At 61.2% G+C, this 16,524-nt stretch carries 12 protein-coding genes; 3 read left to right on the forward strand and 9 right to left on the reverse strand.

Features of this window, described 5'->3' with window-relative positions; genetic code table 11:
* Positions 1-19: 19 nt before the first annotated feature.
* Positions 20-1,915, reverse strand: coding sequence for a hypothetical protein (locus RY113_RS06405; RefSeq protein ID WP_315913925.1), 1,896 nt, complete (start codon positions 1,913-1,915; stop codon positions 20-22).
* Positions 1,916-2,238: 323 nt separating this feature from the next.
* Here RY113_RS06405 and RY113_RS06410 point away from each other — a divergent pair, with 323 nt between their 5' ends.
* Positions 2,239-2,466 carry a DUF3073 domain-containing protein gene (locus RY113_RS06410; RefSeq protein ID WP_110105179.1) on the forward strand — a complete coding sequence of 76 codons (228 nt, stop codon included), beginning with the start codon at positions 2,239-2,241 and terminating at the stop codon, positions 2,464-2,466.
* Between the two features lie 178 nt (positions 2,467-2,644).
* Here the strand turns inward: RY113_RS06410 and purM are convergent, their stop codons facing one another.
* From purM to RY113_RS06450, 8 genes are all read right to left on the reverse strand, one after another.
* Positions 2,645-3,793 (reverse strand): phosphoribosylformylglycinamidine cyclo-ligase, encoded by a 1,149-nt coding sequence (purM, locus tag RY113_RS06415; protein ID WP_110105178.1) that lies wholly within the window; start codon positions 3,791-3,793, stop codon positions 2,645-2,647.
* A 24-nt stretch (positions 3,794-3,817) separates the two neighbouring features.
* Positions 3,818-5,383, reverse strand: a complete 1,566-nt coding sequence (gene purF / locus RY113_RS06420) for an amidophosphoribosyltransferase (protein ID WP_110105177.1) — start codon at positions 5,381-5,383, stop codon at positions 3,818-3,820.
* A 129-nt stretch (positions 5,384-5,512) separates the two neighbouring features.
* A complete protein-coding gene (locus RY113_RS06425) occupies positions 5,513-5,836 on the reverse strand; it encodes a hypothetical protein (protein ID WP_315913926.1) in 324 nt (107 codons plus the stop codon).
* A 53-nt stretch (positions 5,837-5,889) separates the two neighbouring features.
* Positions 5,890-6,243 (reverse strand): sterol carrier family protein, encoded by a 354-nt coding sequence (locus RY113_RS06430; protein ID WP_110105175.1) that lies wholly within the window; start codon positions 6,241-6,243, stop codon positions 5,890-5,892.
* A 101-nt stretch (positions 6,244-6,344) separates the two neighbouring features.
* Complete coding sequence (locus RY113_RS06435) at positions 6,345-7,349, reverse strand: asparaginase (RefSeq protein ID WP_315913927.1); 1,005 nt, start codon at positions 7,347-7,349, stop codon at positions 6,345-6,347.
* Positions 7,350-7,395: 46 nt separating this feature from the next.
* Positions 7,396-7,923: a hypothetical protein gene (locus tag RY113_RS06440; protein WP_315913928.1), complete on the reverse strand. Its 528-nt coding sequence runs from the start codon at positions 7,921-7,923 to the stop codon at positions 7,396-7,398.
* A 122-nt stretch (positions 7,924-8,045) separates the two neighbouring features.
* Positions 8,046-10,589 carry an LPXTG cell wall anchor domain-containing protein gene (locus RY113_RS06445; protein WP_315913929.1) on the reverse strand — a complete coding sequence of 848 codons (2,544 nt, stop codon included), beginning with the start codon at positions 10,587-10,589 and terminating at the stop codon, positions 8,046-8,048.
* Between the two features lie 483 nt (positions 10,590-11,072).
* Positions 11,073-13,886: a fibronectin type III domain-containing protein gene (locus RY113_RS06450; RefSeq protein ID WP_315913930.1), complete on the reverse strand. Its 2,814-nt coding sequence runs from the start codon at positions 13,884-13,886 to the stop codon at positions 11,073-11,075.
* A gap of 322 nt (positions 13,887-14,208) precedes the next feature.
* Between RY113_RS06450 and purD the strand changes: the two genes are divergently transcribed.
* Both purD and RY113_RS06460 read left to right on the forward strand, forming a co-directional pair.
* Entirely contained in the window at positions 14,209-15,501 is a 1,293-nt protein-coding gene (gene purD / locus RY113_RS06455) for a phosphoribosylamine--glycine ligase (RefSeq protein WP_315913931.1), read from the forward strand.
* A 10-nt stretch (positions 15,502-15,511) separates the two neighbouring features.
* Complete coding sequence (locus tag RY113_RS06460) at positions 15,512-16,471, forward strand: phosphoribosylaminoimidazolesuccinocarboxamide synthase (protein ID WP_315913932.1); 960 nt, start codon at positions 15,512-15,514, stop codon at positions 16,469-16,471.
* Positions 16,472-16,524: the final 53 nt, after the last annotated feature.

Raw genomic sequence — 16,524 nt, forward strand, 5'->3', positions numbered from 1 at the left:
CCAGCGGGGTTTCGCTGCTTTACTCGGTGAGTGAGATTTTCAGTGGGTTGCCGCCACGTGTGTCGAGAACCAGGCAGTCCACTCGGCGATCGCCCGAGTCTTTCCAGGTGGTTTCCGTTGGGTAGGCCGACATCTGCTTGAGCGTCTTGATGGTGGCTGCCTCCGTGGTCAGCTGGACGTCGGAGCAGACTTCCCCAGCCTTGGCCTTGAGCGCATCTACACCAGGGAACTCGTCACCGTCGCCGTAGTAGTAGGCCCCTACCAGCTGGGCGCCGTGAGGGCTGTCGCAGTAAACCACATCAGCGGGAGAGGAAGCATTCGTGAAGCCACGGAGGCAGTCGCCTTCAAGCCACTTCAGCGGTGAAACCTGAGACAAGATCACGTCCGCATCCGTGCCGGGGTCAGCTCCGGGTGCGGGGTCACCAGAAGCCCCGGGATTAACTTTTTGTTCCTGCGACTGGGCTGTGGTTGGAGCGCTGCCGGGGTCCGATTTGGAGATAGTACCCAGAAAACTAACTAGCAGCCAACCCAGCAAGCCCAGTAAGGCTAGGCCAAGCAGGACAATGCCCAAAATGATGAAGAGCTTCTTGTTGCCTCCGTCACCGGGTCCGTTAGGGCCGCCGAACTGGCCTGGTCCTTGGGGACCGCCAAACTGACCTGGTCCCTGGGGGCCCTGGGGACCGCCAAACTGACCTGGTGCGGGTGGTAAGCTTGGCCCGGCTTGCTGTCCAGCCTGCGGGGCACCACCGAAAGCGGGTACACCGTGCTGGGATGGTGCCCCATAAGGCTGCTGCCCCGGAGTGCCAGCTTGGCCGTAAGGGTTGGCCGCAGCGCCGTTGGGCTGATCCTGCGCCGGAGCGCCGGGCTGCCCATACGGGTTTTGCTGGCCAAAGGCCGGGGGAGCGGCTAAGGGTACATCGGGGATGGACGGGACTGAAGTCGCACCAGCACCAGCACCAGCAGCAGCAGCAGCTGCCGCTGCTGCATCGGCTTCGCCGCGCGCCATCTGGGCAGGAGACTGCCAGGCGCCAGCCTTGGGCTGCCATGGCGTCGCCGACTGCTGCCACGGGGTTTCCGGGCGGCGCCAGCCGTGGCCATCGGCAATGCCTGGACCAACGTGTGGTGGGGTTGGCGGGGCCGCAACTGTTGCGGACTCGGCAGCCGGCTGGGCGTCGCCCTGCACATGTTCCGGCGTGGCTGGTAGCTGTTCGCCGAGCGGTTCGCCGGGGGATGCAGGGGCATGACCCTGCTCCGCTGAAGCCGGAGGCTGGGTTGGAGCAGGTGGCTCGAAGCTGGCGGGTACGTCCGGCTTATCCAGGGAAAGCAGAGGCTCGTTCTTGGATTCTGCTGCTTGCGACCAAGGATTGTTCGAGACCGGAGGTTGGCTGAAGTCTGTGCGCAGCACAGTGGTGGCGCTGTCCCAGTCAATCGGCTCAGCCACCTCGGCCGGCTCAGCTCCTTCAATCGGCTCAGCCACCTCGGCCGGCTCAGCTCCTTTACTCGGCACAGCCTCCTCGTTGCTCCCAGAGGTAGCGGCCACCTCTGGGCTCAGGGTGGAAGCGGGTGACTCGGCCATCTCGGGCCTATGAGCGGCAGTGGGCTCAGTGAAGGGGTTGTGAGTGGGTGCGTTACGGAAGTCCGGGATGGGCGTGGCGTTCTCCCCGAGACCGGTAGCAACACCTTGGGCTGCCAGCTGTGCCTCATGCTCAACGCGGGCCGCTTCTTTTTCCGCAGCTTCGAGATCCGCGCTCTCAACAACGTCTTCGCTGATGATGGCGGCATCTAGCTGCGGTTCCGCGAACTCGTAGTCGGAACCGGAGACTTCTTCAGAAGCGGACGCGGCGGATGGCTGACCATGCTCAGGGGGAGGGCCTTGTGGAGCGCCTTCTTCGTTGGCGTTACTGCTCTCGTTCATGGGGCTAACCTTCCGTGCTGCGTCCAAAAGTGGCACAAAAACTATGGATTGAAGTGGGAGTGTGCCACGTAGAGCAATCGCTTTCGCGAGCATTCAGGCACCCTGACCTGGCAAAAAGTACGGTCTATACGTGACTCTACCGAATAATGACTGCGCTTTAAGGCTAATGCACTGTTTGGCTATGGGCAGAACAGCCCATAGGCGGACACGGAGGGCGCAGAACTAATGTAATCTAGAAGTACGACAAATTGACCGAATATTCCGGAGCCTCGCTCTTAGCCCGAGCGACTACCTCCGGTCCAAGTGTAAAAGGGGGTCACGCCATGGGGCGCGGCCGTCAAAAGGCGAAGGCAACCAAGCAGGCTCGGGACATTAAGTATTACTCCCCGAACACTGATTATTCTGCTCTGCAAAAAGAGCTTGGTGCGACTACTCGGCGAGCCCCGAGCCATCACACTGAGATTCCTGCAGAGCCGGACTATTCGGCATATGAAGACAAGTATGCGGATCCGTTTGATGACGATGAGGTAGACACCCGCCGCATTGGCTAGGACCGTCTAAAGTACCATCCGCAACAAGCCCTGCATGACACACCGCAAATTTGCTGGTGTGACGTGCGGGGATTTTGTTGTTCCCAATCGCTCCAGTAAAAAAATGATCCCGATCCCGCTTTCTGGCACCGGAATTCTGGTGTCAGAAAGCGGGATCGGGATCATTTCCCGAAAAAACTTACAGGGCGTAGTTGCCAACCAGGCGAACGGCGCCGCCATCAACACCCTTGGCGCCCTGCGTGTAATCCGGACCTGACTTATCCGAGTCGGAGGACTCAGCCGTCACGGTGCCCATAACCCACGCGGGCAGGCCACGTGAGTTCAGGCGCTCCACAGCGGCGTCCGCTGCATCGGCGGAAACAACAGCAACCATGCCCACACCCAGGTTCAACGTGCGCTCAAGATCGGCCAACGGCACGTTGCCTAGCTGCGAAACCAGGTTGAAGATGGCAGGAAGGCTCCAGGTGGAGCGGTCAACCGTGCCGATGAGGCCCTGCGGCAGCACGCGCGCCAGGTTGGCAGCCAGGCCGCCACCGGTAATGTGGCTGAAACCGTGAACAGCCTTTTCCTGCGTGACCGGCAGGTAGCGGGTCAGATCCAGGCAGTCGGCTGCGTAGACGCGGGTGGGCTCCAGTAGTTCCTCGCCCAGGGTGCGGCCCAGCTCCGAAACTTGACGTTCCAGGGCCCAGCCTGCGTGGTTGATGACGCGGCGAACCAGTGAGTAACCGTTGGAGTGCAAACCTGAGGACGCCATGCCGATGATGACATCGCCGGCACGCACCCGTTCCGGACCAAGCAGCAAATCAGCCTCGACGACACCCGTGCAAGCACCTGCGACGTCGTACTCATCCGGGGCCAGCAGGCCGGGATGCTCGGCAGTCTCGCCACCAACCAACGCAGTTCCGGCAACCTTGCAGGCCCCGGCAATGCCGCGCACAATGTCAGCCACGCGCTGCGGAACAACCTTGCCGGTGGCAATGTAGTCGGTCATGAACAGCGGTTCGGCACCAACCACCACAATGTCATCGACGACCATGCCCACAAGGTCGTAACCGATGGTGTCGTGGATGTCCATGGCTTGCGCAATGGCAACCTTGGTCCCCACACCATCGGTGGAGGTGGCCAGCAGTGGCCTCTTGTACGTCAGTAGCTTGGAGACGTCGTAGAGGCCGGCGAACCCGCCGAAACCACCTACAACGGATGGACCGTGGGTGGCCTTGACGGCTTCTTTCATTAGTTCTACGGCGAGGTCGCCTGCTTCGGTATCAACACCGGCGCTGGCATAGGTGATTGCCGGGGCAGCCGAATCATGGGAGGCGTTGTTCATGGCGTCTCTTTTCTAGGGAATGCTCTAAGAACCGTTGGATGCGGTGCGGTCTTGCTCGGTGAGGATGTTTTCCAGCTCCGAGTCAGGGCCCGGATCGCAACCGGTGGAGGGTGTGGCGTTGCCAGCCTTGGTGCGCTCGAGCAAGTTCTTGCCCAAACGGTCGCTGGAGGGAAGTTCAATGGGGTACGTGCCCGTGAAGCAGGCCGTGCACAGGCGTTCGCGTGGCTGATTGGTTGCATTGATCATGCCGTCTTCGGAGATGTACTCCAAGGAATCGGCGCCAATGGACTTGGCAATCTCATCCACGGCTGCACCGTTGGCAATCAGCTCCGCACGGGAGGCGAAGTCGATGCCGTAGAAGCATGGCCAGCGTACGGGCGGTGAAGAGATCTTCACGTGGACCTCGGCGGCGCCGGCTTCCTTGAGCATGCGCACCACGGCGCGCTGAGTGTTGCCGCGGACGATTGAATCATCCACAACCACAATGCGTTTGCCGCGAATGACGGATTCAAGGGCGCTGAGCTTGAGCTTGATGCCGAGCTTGCGCAAGGTATCGCTGGGCTGGATGAAGGTACGGCCAACGTAGGCGTTCTTCACGAAGCCGTGGGCGAAGGGGATGCCTGATTGTTCGGCATAGCCGATGGCCGCCGGTGTCCCGGATTCCGGGACGGGAATGACCAGATCGGCGTTGTAGTGGCTTTCGCGGGCCAGCTGGCGGCCCATTTCCACACGAGACTCGTAAACGGAGCGGCCGGCAATGGTGGCATCCGGGCGGGCCAGGTATACGTACTCGAAAACGCAGCCGGCAGGGGTTGCCGGGGCGAAGCGCTGGGTGCGGACGCCGTCTTCATCGATCGCGATGAATTCACCGGGTTCGATTTCACGGATCAGCGAGGCACCAATGGTGTTCAGGGCGGCGTCCTCGGAGGCCACTACCCAACCACTTTCCAGGCGGCCCAGAACCAGCGGGCGAACGCCGTGCGGGTCACGTGCGGCGTACAGGGTGTGCTCGTCCATGAAGACAAAGCTAAACGCGCCGTGGATCTTGGGCAGCAATTCCATGGCAGTCTCTTCAAGAGAGGAGCCCTCTTTGCCACGCAGCAAGGTGGTGACCAGCGCAGTATCGGTGGTGTTTCCCTGAGCCATTTCACCCGCAGTGGGAACACCGTACTGGGCAATGACCATCTCATGCAGTTCAGCAGAGTTGGTCAGGTTGCCGTTGTGCGCCAGTGCTACGGTGCCGCTACCGGTTGCCCCCAAGGTGGGCTGAGCGTTGGCCCAATTGGCCGCACCCGTAGTGGAGTATCGACAATGGCCCACAGCCATGTGTCCGGTCAGGGTGTTCAGTGTGGGTTCGTCAAAGACCTGGGATACGAGCCCCATGTCCTTGTACACACTGATCCGCTTGCCGTCGCTCGTTGCGATGCCAGCCGATTCCTGCCCACGGTGCTGTAATGAATACAGCCCGTAATAGGTTAGTTTTGCAACCTCTTCACCGGGTGCCCAGATGCCCAGAACGCCACAAGCGTCCTGAGGTCCCTTTTCGCCGGGTAAAAGATCATGGGATAGTTTTCCGTCTCCGCGTGCCACGAGAAAATTATCTCATGTAAATTCGGCTCGCTCTAACCGGGTCTCAAGTGCGCGCAATGCGTGCTAGGTCCCGGCGCTTACGGGCACGCGGGGCGTACGCGCGCACGGGCATGCGGGCGCCAAACGGGCCTAGGCGGTCTCGGCCTCCGCGTTGCTGTGGTCATCGGGTAGCGGAGCTGCTAGGAGAGTTTTGCTGCGGCGCCGGCCCTGACGGTCCAAGATCAGGGCCATGACGGCGCCAAGGGTGGCGCCTGGGATCAGCAGCAGGACGGTGAAGAAGCCGAAGATGCTGGAGGTTTCAAATTCTTCACTGGGCGGTGCCATGAAGGTAAAAATGGCCGCTGTAACAACGCCTGCCAAGGCGCCGGCAATCATGAACGGGACATACTTCGGGGCGCGGCGCACTGTCAGTTTGCGGGGCTCTCCGGAGGTGGTTTCAGGCTGGGAAGTCATGCCTTAAGGGTACCCGGCGCAGCTTGGAATGCCCTGCGAGGGCGGAAAGTTCGCTACAGGGGCAGTTCGCCGGAGAGATCGGCCCGCAATCCGGAGGCCGCCACCTGGCCTCGTTCCACGGCATCCGCCCAGCTGAGGGTGCCGCTCACCAGCCCGAGCCAGGTTGCGGCGTCGCACTCCACCACGTTGGGCGGGGTGCCTCGGGTGTGGCGCGGTCCGGCGATGCACTGGGTCACCCCGAAGGGCGGCACGCGCACCTCCACGGAGTTCCCTGGGGCGCGCGCGGCCAATTCTTCCAAGGCGTACCGCACGGCCATGGCTGTGACGGGGCGGCTGTGCTCGCCGCCGCGCCACGCGCTCAGAGCGGCGCTTCCCTCGGCAATATCGATGCGGCGCCGGGCTGCCATGGTCTCTCCTACGGTTTTTGATGGTGGTGTTCGACGCCGGGTGGGCTGGGTTGGGCGGGCCAGATTGGGTGGCTGGGTTGTGCCCGAGCGGGCCCGGGGCGTTAGTCCAGGAGGGCGCTGACGGCCTGGCCCAAGCGGAGGCTGCCGGCGTGGTGGCTTCCACCCAAAACCGGAGGAACCACTTTGCCGAGCACCTGCGCTACGGCGGGAATGTCCAGGGCGCCGCTTGCCGCCAATAGTGTCAGGCCCACAAGAGTTGCAGCCCTGCCGTTGCCGTCGAGCATCTTCACGGCAACACTGGCCCCGTTGGGGGCAGCTAAAGCCAAAACTCCTTCGGCACCCAGCTTGGCAAGGACACCGAGTTCCTCCATGACCACGGTGTTGGGCCGGCCATGGCCTTGAACAGCCCACGGATAATCCAGCATGGAAGTTGCAATGGTGGCGGCCCGGGCGTTTGCGTTTTTATCTGAGGGAGCCTTGGCCAAGGTGGTGAAGGCCCGGGCGAGACCTGTCAGGGAGACTGCCATGACGGGAGCGCCGCAGCCGTCGGTTCCTGTGTGGCGGACCGTTTCGCCGGTGTACTCTTCCATCACGGTGCGCACGCCCCGCTGCATGGGGTGGTTAGGCTCCAGATAACCGTCCAGGTCCCAGCCGTTTTCCACACACGCCCAGAGAAACGCCGTATGTTTCCCTGAGCAGTTCATGGCAAGCTTGGATTTGCCCCGTTCGGTGCGGACAAGCCAGGCGCGGGCATCCGGATCGCCGGGCCAATCAGCGGGGCAGCCAAGATGAGCTTCTGTCAGTCCAGCCGTCTTGAGCATTCCTTCGACAAGGTCCATGTGCTGGAGGGAACCGCTGTGGCTGCCGGCAGCCACAGCCACTTGTGCCCCGCGTAGCGGAACCCCGGCCTGCATGGCGGCGAGGGCTTGGAGTGGTTTCGCGGCCGAACGCGGGTAGATGGGGGCGCTGACGTCTCCCAAAGAGGTCACTATTGATCCGTCACCGGCCAACACCACGGCCGAGCCGATGTGCCGGGATTCTACAAAGCCGCTGCGTTCAAGGACGGCAAGTTCAACGGCGTCATCCGCCCGGAATGTATGGATCATGGTGTCATCTTAGCGAGCGAATCCGTGACGGCTCCCATTGCCCGGCCTAAAGCGGTGACGCCAGTCCGGCGGATTCTTTAAAGACCAGTGGTACATCCCCGGCAGGTTTCGCGGCGGCGGCAGCAGCCTCGACGGAGCTGAGCTGGTCGGGGGCAACAAAGACGGTGACGGTTCCCGTGCGCCCGTCGGGGATGACCTTGTGGATGGCGGCGCCTTGTTCCGTGGGCAGCGTGTTTCGCCAGGCCAGGACCGCTTGCAGTGCCGTTTCAAGTTGTGCCGCATCAATGGTGACGAGTTTGGGGATGGCGCCAGCGGCCTTCACGATCGCTGCGGCGGCTTCCGTGGTCACGGCAACATGGAGTTGGTTCCCTTCAATCCAGGAATCCGAGTAGGCGTCGCCGAGTTCGCTGCGCAGTGATTCATTGAGCGCCAATAAAGTGTTGCTTTCTTCGGGGCTGGCCTGCTGGCTTGCCGCGGGGGATTCTTGTCCTTGGGTGGGTTTGCATGCACTCATGCCGAGGGCTCCTGCCATGGTGGCTGCGAGGACTATTGAGGAGATCTTCTTGGTGTTCATTGTTCCTCCGGTTAACGGCTATGGGTCCCGTCCACAGTGAACGGGACCCACAGCCTACATTCGTACCCGTGTGGGTCCGGCAGTATTTGTAGTGCATGGACAGCCTATTGCCTAGGTGATTATTAGCCTGCGTTGTTGCGGCGGCGAATCAGCAGGAATGCTGAACCTGCCAGCAGCAGCAATCCGCCGGCTCCACCCAGTACCAGCAGGGAGCTGGATGCGCCCGTGTTGGCCAGGTCGTTATTGTTCGGCGCGGTGGTCGGTGCTGCTGTCGGAGCTGTGGTGGGCGCCGTGGGCGCCTGTGTTGCCGGGGGAGTGGTCGGTTCCGGCTTCGGCTCAGCGAGTACCGTAAAGGTGGAGGTGGCCGTCAGGGAATCGAGGTCATCCACGCGCTGTACCACTGTGACGGTGTACGTGCCGCTGGCCAGCTGGGACCCCAAGTCAACGCTCCATGTGCCGCCAACTTCCTGTGCTGCTGTGACCGCGTACGTGCCCATGGCCAGTCTGGCGCCTAAGGCAACGCTCCCTGCGCCGTTGACAACGGTGGCGTCGTAGGTCTTGCCGTTTACGGTGACCTTGACGGTGGCACCTTCAATGTTGGTGCCCGTGATTTCGTTGGGACCCTCGTTGAAGGCGAACTGCTGGCCATTGCTCGGGGAGGTGATGGCCGGGGCGGCTAGTACAACGGAGAAGCTGCTGCTGGTAGATGTGGAGTCATTCCAATCCTCTAGCGTCTGTTTGGCGGTAACAGTGTAGTTGCCGACGTCCAAGCCGGGGGTGAGGGTGAAGGACCACTTGCCATCAGCGCCAACCACTGCGGTACCTTTAGCATCGCCGCTCAGTTCAACCGTGGCACCAGCCTTGCCGGTGCCGGCAAGGGTGGTGGCTGGGGTGAGAACCTTGCTGTCAGCGGCGGGGGAGGTGATGGCCGGTGCGGCCAGTGTCTCCTTGATGACCTCAATGGAAGCCTCGGTAGTTTCCGAGGTGCTGTAGCCGTTCGTGGTCTGCGCGGTGACGGAGAAGGTGCCGAACTTGTTCGGGGCCTTGACACTCCATTTGCCTTCGGTGCCGACTGTTGCTTTGGTCTCGACGCCGTCAATGGTGACGGTGACCTTGGTGCCTGCGGGGGCGCCAGTTACGGTGCCGGTGACGGCGCCTTCGCGGTATACCGGAGCGGTGGTGGTGACCTTGGGGGTCTCCAGGAAGATCTTCACGGTGTAACCGTCAGTGTGCTTCAAGGCGTCCGTCAGGCTGACGCCGTAGGTGACCTTGCCTGGGTCCCCTGCGCTGATCATACCCACTGCGGTGCCGCCGGAAATGATTGATCCTCCGGAGTCACCTTGATCGGACGTCAGGTTGGTAGAACCGAAGCCGCGCACGGCACGGACATCGGTCTTATCGGCAGCAAAATTGATGCCCTGCACAAGGAAAGCGCCAACGCCGGAAACAGTCCCGCAGCGCCAACCTGTAGTACGCCCCGATTTACAGATGGCAGCACCCACAATGGCGTCGGAAGTACTGGTCACCGCAGGGCCGGCGTCCTTGGGGTTGGCCGGCGTGGTCCACTTGGTGACCTTCGGTAGCTGGTTCAGCGCTACGTCTGGTAACCCTTCTATATCTAGCGGGCCAACGTCAATGACTGCCACGTCGGTACCAATGTTGTTGACTTTGTTGGGGTCTTCGTCCCAGTCGGTTGGGGCCGTGGCACGGCTGTTGCCGGGGCCGCCGAACTGTGACGCTCCGAAAAGTCCGAGGGATGCAATTAGATTGCCGCCGGGCCCACCTACTGCGGGCTCGGTCTCAGGGTTTGTCAGGAGCGTTAGCTTAGCTGCGCCATCCCTGGCGCAGTGACCGGCTGTGATGATGGCTGCTTTGCCTGTGGCGTTGAAGCCGTTCCAGCCAATGGAGCAGGCAGCGCCACCCTTTTCCGAGAAGGCGGCATAGCCTTGTCCGTTGGTAACCTCGGTTGCCAAGGCAGTGGCGGGACCTGCTGCGGTCTCCACTGTGACATTACTAAACGTGGCGGCGAAGTCAGTCACCGAGGGCTTAGCCGCTGCAGAGAACGAGCGAGCCTTGGCAGCGGTTCCGCTGCTTGCTGGTTCGCCGGTGCGGATGACGAACCCGCCATTTTCGTTGGTCATGATGGATTGCAGGTTTGCTACACCAAATTCGCTGATGTAGGCGGCCAAAAGAGCATCGATGTTGGTGGCATCAGTTCTTGAGGACAGTGGAGCCGCCGGAACCGAGCTGAGGGTGATCTTGGAGGGGTCGACGGCAGCTTTGGCTGCAGCGGCGCCAGCGGGAGTGGCGTGGACGTTGATTGTGTCCCCAGTGATGGAGATAACTGCCGCCGGGTCAGTTTTGGCAACCGCGGCCTGCACGTCGCTGGCCTTGGCGGCCAGTTCCCCCTGGGCGTTGAACTCATCAACACTCATGTTCAAGTCGCGGTCGAGCGCCTCGGCCAGGCCGCTGGGCAGGGCCGCTGTGTCAGAGCCTGTTGCTGAAGGCGTAGCAGAGTAGCTGGCCTCGGCAGCGATGGTTGAGGCAGAGGTCGGTTCAGCCGTGGGCGCTGCTGTGGCGACACTGAAGCTGCCACCCAACAAGACGGCAGCTGCGGCGCAGGCCGCACCTCCGCGTTTAACGAATGCGCGCGTGGATGCTTGCATGTAGGTGGTTCCCCCTGATGAGAGTGAAAAGTCCTGATGGATTGAAAGGTACGCGAAAGCACCATTATCTCCTGCGGGGCAACGGAGCAATCCGGGCATAAAGATATTAAGTGGAGCAATTGCTTGCACTATAGATTGCCGATCTGCTTCACAAGAGGGCCTACATCACTGCAATGGCAGGGAAATAGCTCCGCCCATTGTTACCTTTGAATGATCATGACTGATGATTCCGGGCACCTTCGCGGCACATCTTCTGAATATGAAATTCAAATTGTTACGGTACTCGCTAGTTTCGCAGGAATGTCCAAGCCCGGCACTCACACCCACATGCGGCAAGGCTTAAAGCAGAGAGCCTCCGCCTGGGTTTCGAACCGGTGTCTGCATCACACCAAACCGTGCCAGGAAGAGGCTCTGTAACCGTTCACCCAGGGTTGGGCGCTTAACCCGGGGGTGGGCACCCAACCTTGAATAATTCAGCGATCGCTAGCGATGCGAGGCCGCATGCTGGGATGCACGACGGCGACGAATACCAACTGCTGCGAAGGCGGTACCGAGTAGCAACAAGGCCAAGGCCACGCTGCTCACGAGGGCCGTGTTTGCGCCGGTGTTGGCCAGTTCGCCCTGGCTAGATTGCGGGCCTGGCGTAGCGCTGCTGCCGCTTGTACTGGCGCTGTTGCTGTTGCTGTTGCTGGGGCTGGCGCTGGGAATATTATTCTCAGCAGCCACTACCTGCAATGAGGCCCAGCCAAGAAGGGAGCCGTCTGAGTCTTGGACAACAATGCGGTGTTGGCCGAGCGAGGCATCAACGGGCACCCTTGCGGTGAAGATGCCCGCCTCATTAGCCGTGAAATTTCCCATGAGTGTTGGAGTTGAGTAGAGCCAAGCCCAAACCTTGGAGCCAGCAGCTTCACTCCCGAGTGAAACTTCAATATTTTGCCCGGCGGTGGCAGATGCAGGGGCCAGAACACCCCCGCGATTCGCTTCGTTAAGAGTCTGCGGATCAAGGGCCGCTGGGGTCGCGCTGGGTTCAGAAGTGACACTCGGTTCGGCTGTCACCGTGGGTTCAGAAGTGACACTCGGTTCGGCTGTCACCGTGGGTTCAGAAGTGACACTGGGTTCGGAAGTGACGCTGGGTTCAGAAGTCGCGCTGGGTTCGGCTGTCACCGCGGGTTCCGGGGTCGCCGTCGGCTCCGCCGGAGCAGTGACACCTGCCTCAGTCACCCACTTTTTCCCGGCATCAGACTTGTTGATGGTGAACTCGTCATAGAGGGCCCCTACCGGCAGATCGGTGGTTGCGTTGGCGGTCTTTTCGGCGAGGTAGGAACGGTATCGCAGCTTGTCGCTGGAAACGTCCACTACCTGGTACGTAGTCACGCCTGCACCTCGGAGCACCTGAGTGGCGCCATTGTTGGTCCACACGTTCTTGGCATCAGTTTCGAGGTTGTAGTGCTTAGCTCCGGAGTTGGAGACTGCGTAGACCGGGCCGGTCGTCAGCCCCGGAGTGTCAGTCTTGTCCGTGTTCAGGATCCCGCGGCCATAGGTATGGTCGTGTCCCATGAGCACCAAATCGATGTTGTGCTTCTGGAAGATCGGAACCCAGATCTCGCGCAGGACTGGCTCATCTCGGCCACTTGAGGTGGAGAAAACCGGCTGGTGGAACGTCACCACATTCCACTTGGACGGGCTGGTTTCAAGCACCTGATCAAGCCAGGCGCCCTGGAACTCGGTCCAGAGCCGGGCAACTTTGGTGGAGGGGCATGCCGCTTCAGTACATGCTGGCAAGTTCTCCGGGGTCAGGAACGCGGTGTCTCGAGTGGCGTTGATGGTGATGAACCTGGTGTCCTGATAATCGGTGAAGTAAACGGTTTCCGCGGCGAAATCAGCCCAGTGCGTGAAGTACGCGGCGTACTGGCGGGAAACATCCGTATCTCCAACGGCGAGCTTGGACATGTCACCGATGGTTTCGGCGCTGGGGTTGTTGTGCGGGTATTCGAAGTTGGCCTTCCATGCCTGGAGCTTCTTGTCACCGGAGTATTCATGGTTGCCGGGGGCTGCCATGACATTGGTTGTTGCCGCAGACTTTTCCATGCCAGCGAACCAGTTGAGCCACTGGGTTTCGTTATTGCCGGAGTCAATCAAATCTCCTGCGTGAACGGATCCTATGGAGTCAGGGGCCTTGGCTTCTGCTTGGCGCACCACCTCGGGCCAGGTGGAATCGAGGCCGATCTGTGCGTCACCGTAGTAAATGAACTGGAAGTCCTTGGCATTGGGGTCAGCTGTGGTGAACGTGTTCCACTCACTCCAGCTCCCTTCCAAGCCCACCCGGTACGTGTACTTACTGGCGGGGACCAAACCGGAAATGGTTGCTGAATAGTGCGGCTTTGGGTTGCCGTTCACCTTGCCGGCCATATAGGCGTCAATGGTGCGCTCACTGCCGCCTGATGTGCGCTTGATCTGGACCTGGCCACTGGTATGAGTGGCATCGCCGGCCAGCCAAGAAAATGACTGGGAGGTTTCCGGGGTAGTAGTGGGGGTCAAAATTACTCGCGACGGCGGTGCGCTCAGGGTTTCGCCAGCCTTCGTCAAGCGGACGGAGGGGACATCCAGGTAGATATCGGAGCTGGTTTCTCGGTCTTGGTAGAGGGCAATAGCAACCGTGTTGGTGCCCTCGGTCAGCACAGAGGAGCTCGCAGAGAAGGTGTTGGAGACGGGGTCGCCGTTGCCGGTGCCAGCGTATTGCTGATTCTCGCTTCCAGTAGCCCTTTCGTCCAAGAAACCAGCAACCTTGGTGCCGTTGATCCACACGGCTGCGGCATCGTCGTGGACCAGATCGCCAACAATGGAATCAATTCCGGCCTTGGCGCCTTGGCCAAGTTCGAAGGTGCTGCGGAAGAAGTATGTGGGGACGGCCGGCGAACTTTTGCCGTCCAGATAATGGTTCAGCAGCGTGGTGGGAGTGTGCGGCCCAACTGCGGTGAGTTGGCCCTTCTTGGCTCCGAATGATCCCTTGGCGCTCTTCCACGTTGAATCGTCAAAGCCGGAAGCGGTCCATGAGCGCACATCGGCTGAGCCACCTGCGGGGTCGGATCCGTCGTCCAGATACTGCCAGGTGGTCATTGCCGTGGTGATGACCGCAGCATTGCGAGCAGGAGCAGGAGCAGGAGCAGGAGCATCGGTAATCGGAGCAACGGCAAGGGCCGCTGCAGGGAAGGCAAGGGCGCCACCGAGCACAGCCAGCAGCACGGCCGAAGCTAACCCTCGGTGATGTCTTCGGTCCGGGGACTTGGTCAATGTCATGTATTCCTTCACTAGGGATTCAAAAAGCATGTGCGGTCCGCAGGTACTTGGTGCCTTGCTAGCCCCTTCACAACCTGTGGAGGTTGGAGAATGCGGGTGGCGCGCATGAATCTTGAGCCTATTGAGCCATGGTTGCCTCCAGCATGCGCCCAGATAGTTTTCAGGTAAATCGGCGGTGAACACTGCGCGGTGACTTTGCAAAGAACCTCGAGTGGAACGTCATTGCGTGGCGGCCCCGAGTGAAGCGTTGTGATGGGAGAACATTGAAGTCATCATCTGCCCCGAGGAGCGGATGATCTACCTAGCCAAGTACCCTAGAGGGGTGAAGGTTTTAGTCATTGGCCCCGGAGGCCGCGAACACGCCATTATCCGCTCGTTGCTCAGCGACCCTAACGTCAGTGAAGTGCACGCCGCACCCGGTAATGCCGGGATCGGCGCCATAGTACCCACACACGCCGTGAACGCCAGCGATCCAGCTGCCGTGGCAGCCCTGGCAGTGAAGCTTGACAGCGACCTGGTTGTGGTGGGCCCCGAAGCCCCGCTGGCAGCTGGCGTATCCGACGCCGTCCGTGCCGCAGGTGTTGCGGTATTTGGACCCAGCAAGGAAGCCGCGCAGCTTGAGGCGTCCAAGGCGTTCGCCAAGACCGTCATGGCAGAAGCCCAGGTTCCCACGGCCATGGCCAAGGTTGCGGTCAATAGTGGCGAAGCTGCCGACGCCCTGGACACGTTCGGCGCCCCTTATGTGGTCAAGGATGACGGCCTTGCAGCGGGTAAGGGTGTAGTGGTTACAAATGACCGCGACGAAGCCCTGGCACACGCCCAGTCCTGCTTTGACGTGGACGGCACGGTGGTCATTGAGGAGTTCCTTGACGGCCCCGAGGTCTCCCTCTTTGTTCTAGCCGACGGGCGGACTTGTGTACCACTGGCCCCCGCGCAAGATTTCAAGCGCATTTTTGACGGCGACGAAGGTCCCAACACTGGCGGCATGGGAGCCTACTCCCCGCTGGAATGGGCCCCGGCAGGGCTGGTGCAAGAAGTCATTGACCGCGTTGCCCAGCCCACCATTGACGCCATGGCCCGCCGCGGCACCCCCTTCACCGGTGTACTGTACTGCGGATTGGCCCTGACCAGCCGCGGCACCCGTGTCATTGAGTTCAACGTCCGCTTCGGGGACCCCGAAACACAGGCTGTCCTGGCCCGGTTGAAGACCCCCCTTGGCGGTGTGCTCCTTGCCGCAGCCAAGGGCCAGCTTGATGAGATTGACGAGTTGCGCTGGGCACCTGAGACGGCTGTCGCTGTGGTGCTGGCCAGCGGCAACTACCCTGATGCGCCGCGCACCGGGGACCGGATTCGCGGTTTGAAAAAGGCCAACCGGCTCGACGGCGTGCACGTGCTCCATGCGGGCACTGGCACGGACGCCTTCGGAAATACTGTCAGTGCCGGAGGCCGGGTGCTGGCTGTGGTTGGTTTGGGTGAGGACCTCGAAGACGCCCGCGAAAAGGCGTACGCCGGCATTGAGCTGATCTCCTTGGAAGGCGGCCAGTACCGCAAGGACATTGCGGCCAAGGCTGCCCGCGGGGAAATCACCGTGGCCACCATCCTTGAACAGGCCTAGGAGCCACCTCATGAGTTCTTCCATTCCCGCTGCCCCCGCCCTCCCCGGTTGGACCCACGTCTATTCAGGCAAGGTCCGTGACCTCTATATCCCCAACCCCTCCGCCTTGCCGGGGGACCCTGCCGGTTCCCCCGGCGCTGTCCGGACCCCGTTTGCCGGCCGCGATGATGTGGTTCTGGTGGTAGCCAGTGACAGGATCAGCGCCTTCGATCACATCCTGGTCAGCGAGATTCCGGACAAGGGTGCCATCTTAACGGGGTTGAGCCTGTGGTGGTTTGAACAGCTCAACGTGCCCAATCATCTGGTTGCCACCACTGTTGAAGATGGTGTTCCCGCGGCCGTGGCCGGCCGGGCCATGGTGTGCAAAAAGCTTCAGATGTTCCCCATTGAATGCATTGCGCGCGGCTATCTGACCGGTTCCGGACTGATTGAATACCGCGCCTCACAGACGGTGTGCAGCCTGCCGCTGCCGGCCGGCTTGGAGGACGGTTCACGCTTGGCGGAGCCCATTTTCACACCCTCAGCCAAGGCGGAAGTGGGCGAACATGATGAAAACATCAGCTTCGCACAAATGGTTCAGACGGTGGGCGAACACTCCTCCGAGGCGTTGCGTACCCTGACCTTGGAAATTTACTCCCGTGCCGAGGAAATTGCCCGTGAACGCGGCATCATTTTGGCAGACACCAAAGTGGAGTTCGGCACGGATCCGGCTACCGGCGTCATCACCCTAGGCGATGAGGTGTTGACTCCGGATTCCTCCCGTTTCTGGGATGCTGAGCTGTGGGCTCCGGGTCAGGCCCAGCCCAGCTTCGACAAGCAGTATGTGCGGGATTGGCTGATCAGCCCCGAATCGGGCTGGGACCGCGCCTCAGATACTCCGCCACCGGTACTACCTGCCGATGTCATTGAGCGCACCCGGGCCCGCTACGTGGAGGCCTTTGAACGCCTGACGGGCGCCACCTTCATCTAGACTCAACACAGCAACTGGCCGGGCAAAAAGAGTGATTTCACTACTTTCGCCAG

Origin of the sequence: Arthrobacter sp. lap29 (assembly GCF_032458965.1) — a bacterium.
GTDB classification, from domain to species: Bacteria; Actinomycetota; Actinomycetes; order Actinomycetales; family Micrococcaceae; genus Specibacter; species Specibacter psychrochitiniphilus.

Coding starts and splice junctions, on each gene's coding strand:
- RY113_RS06405 (WP_315913925.1), bottom strand. CDS start 1,915: ATGAACGAGAGCAGTAACGCCAACGAAGAAGGCGCTCCACAAGGCCCT.
- RY113_RS06410 (WP_110105179.1), top strand. CDS start 2,239: ATGGGGCGCGGCCGTCAAAAGGCGAAGGCAACCAAGCAGGCTCGGGAC.
- purM (WP_110105178.1), bottom strand. CDS start 3,793: ATGAACAACGCCTCCCATGATTCGGCTGCCCCGGCAATCACCTATGCC.
- RY113_RS06425 (WP_315913926.1), bottom strand. CDS start 5,836: ATGACTTCCCAGCCTGAAACCACCTCCGGAGAGCCCCGCAAACTGACA.
- RY113_RS06430 (WP_110105175.1), bottom strand. CDS start 6,243: ATGGCAGCCCGGCGCCGCATCGATATTGCCGAGGGAAGCGCCGCTCTG.
- RY113_RS06435 (WP_315913927.1), bottom strand. CDS start 7,349: ATGATCCATACATTCCGGGCGGATGACGCCGTTGAACTTGCCGTCCTT.
- RY113_RS06440 (WP_315913928.1), bottom strand. CDS start 7,923: ATGAACACCAAGAAGATCTCCTCAATAGTCCTCGCAGCCACCATGGCA.
- RY113_RS06445 (WP_315913929.1), bottom strand. CDS start 10,589: ATGCAAGCATCCACGCGCGCATTCGTTAAACGCGGAGGTGCGGCCTGC.
- RY113_RS06450 (WP_315913930.1), bottom strand. CDS start 13,886: ATGACATTGACCAAGTCCCCGGACCGAAGACATCACCGAGGGTTAGCT.
- RY113_RS06460 (WP_315913932.1), top strand. CDS start 15,512: ATGAGTTCTTCCATTCCCGCTGCCCCCGCCCTCCCCGGTTGGACCCAC.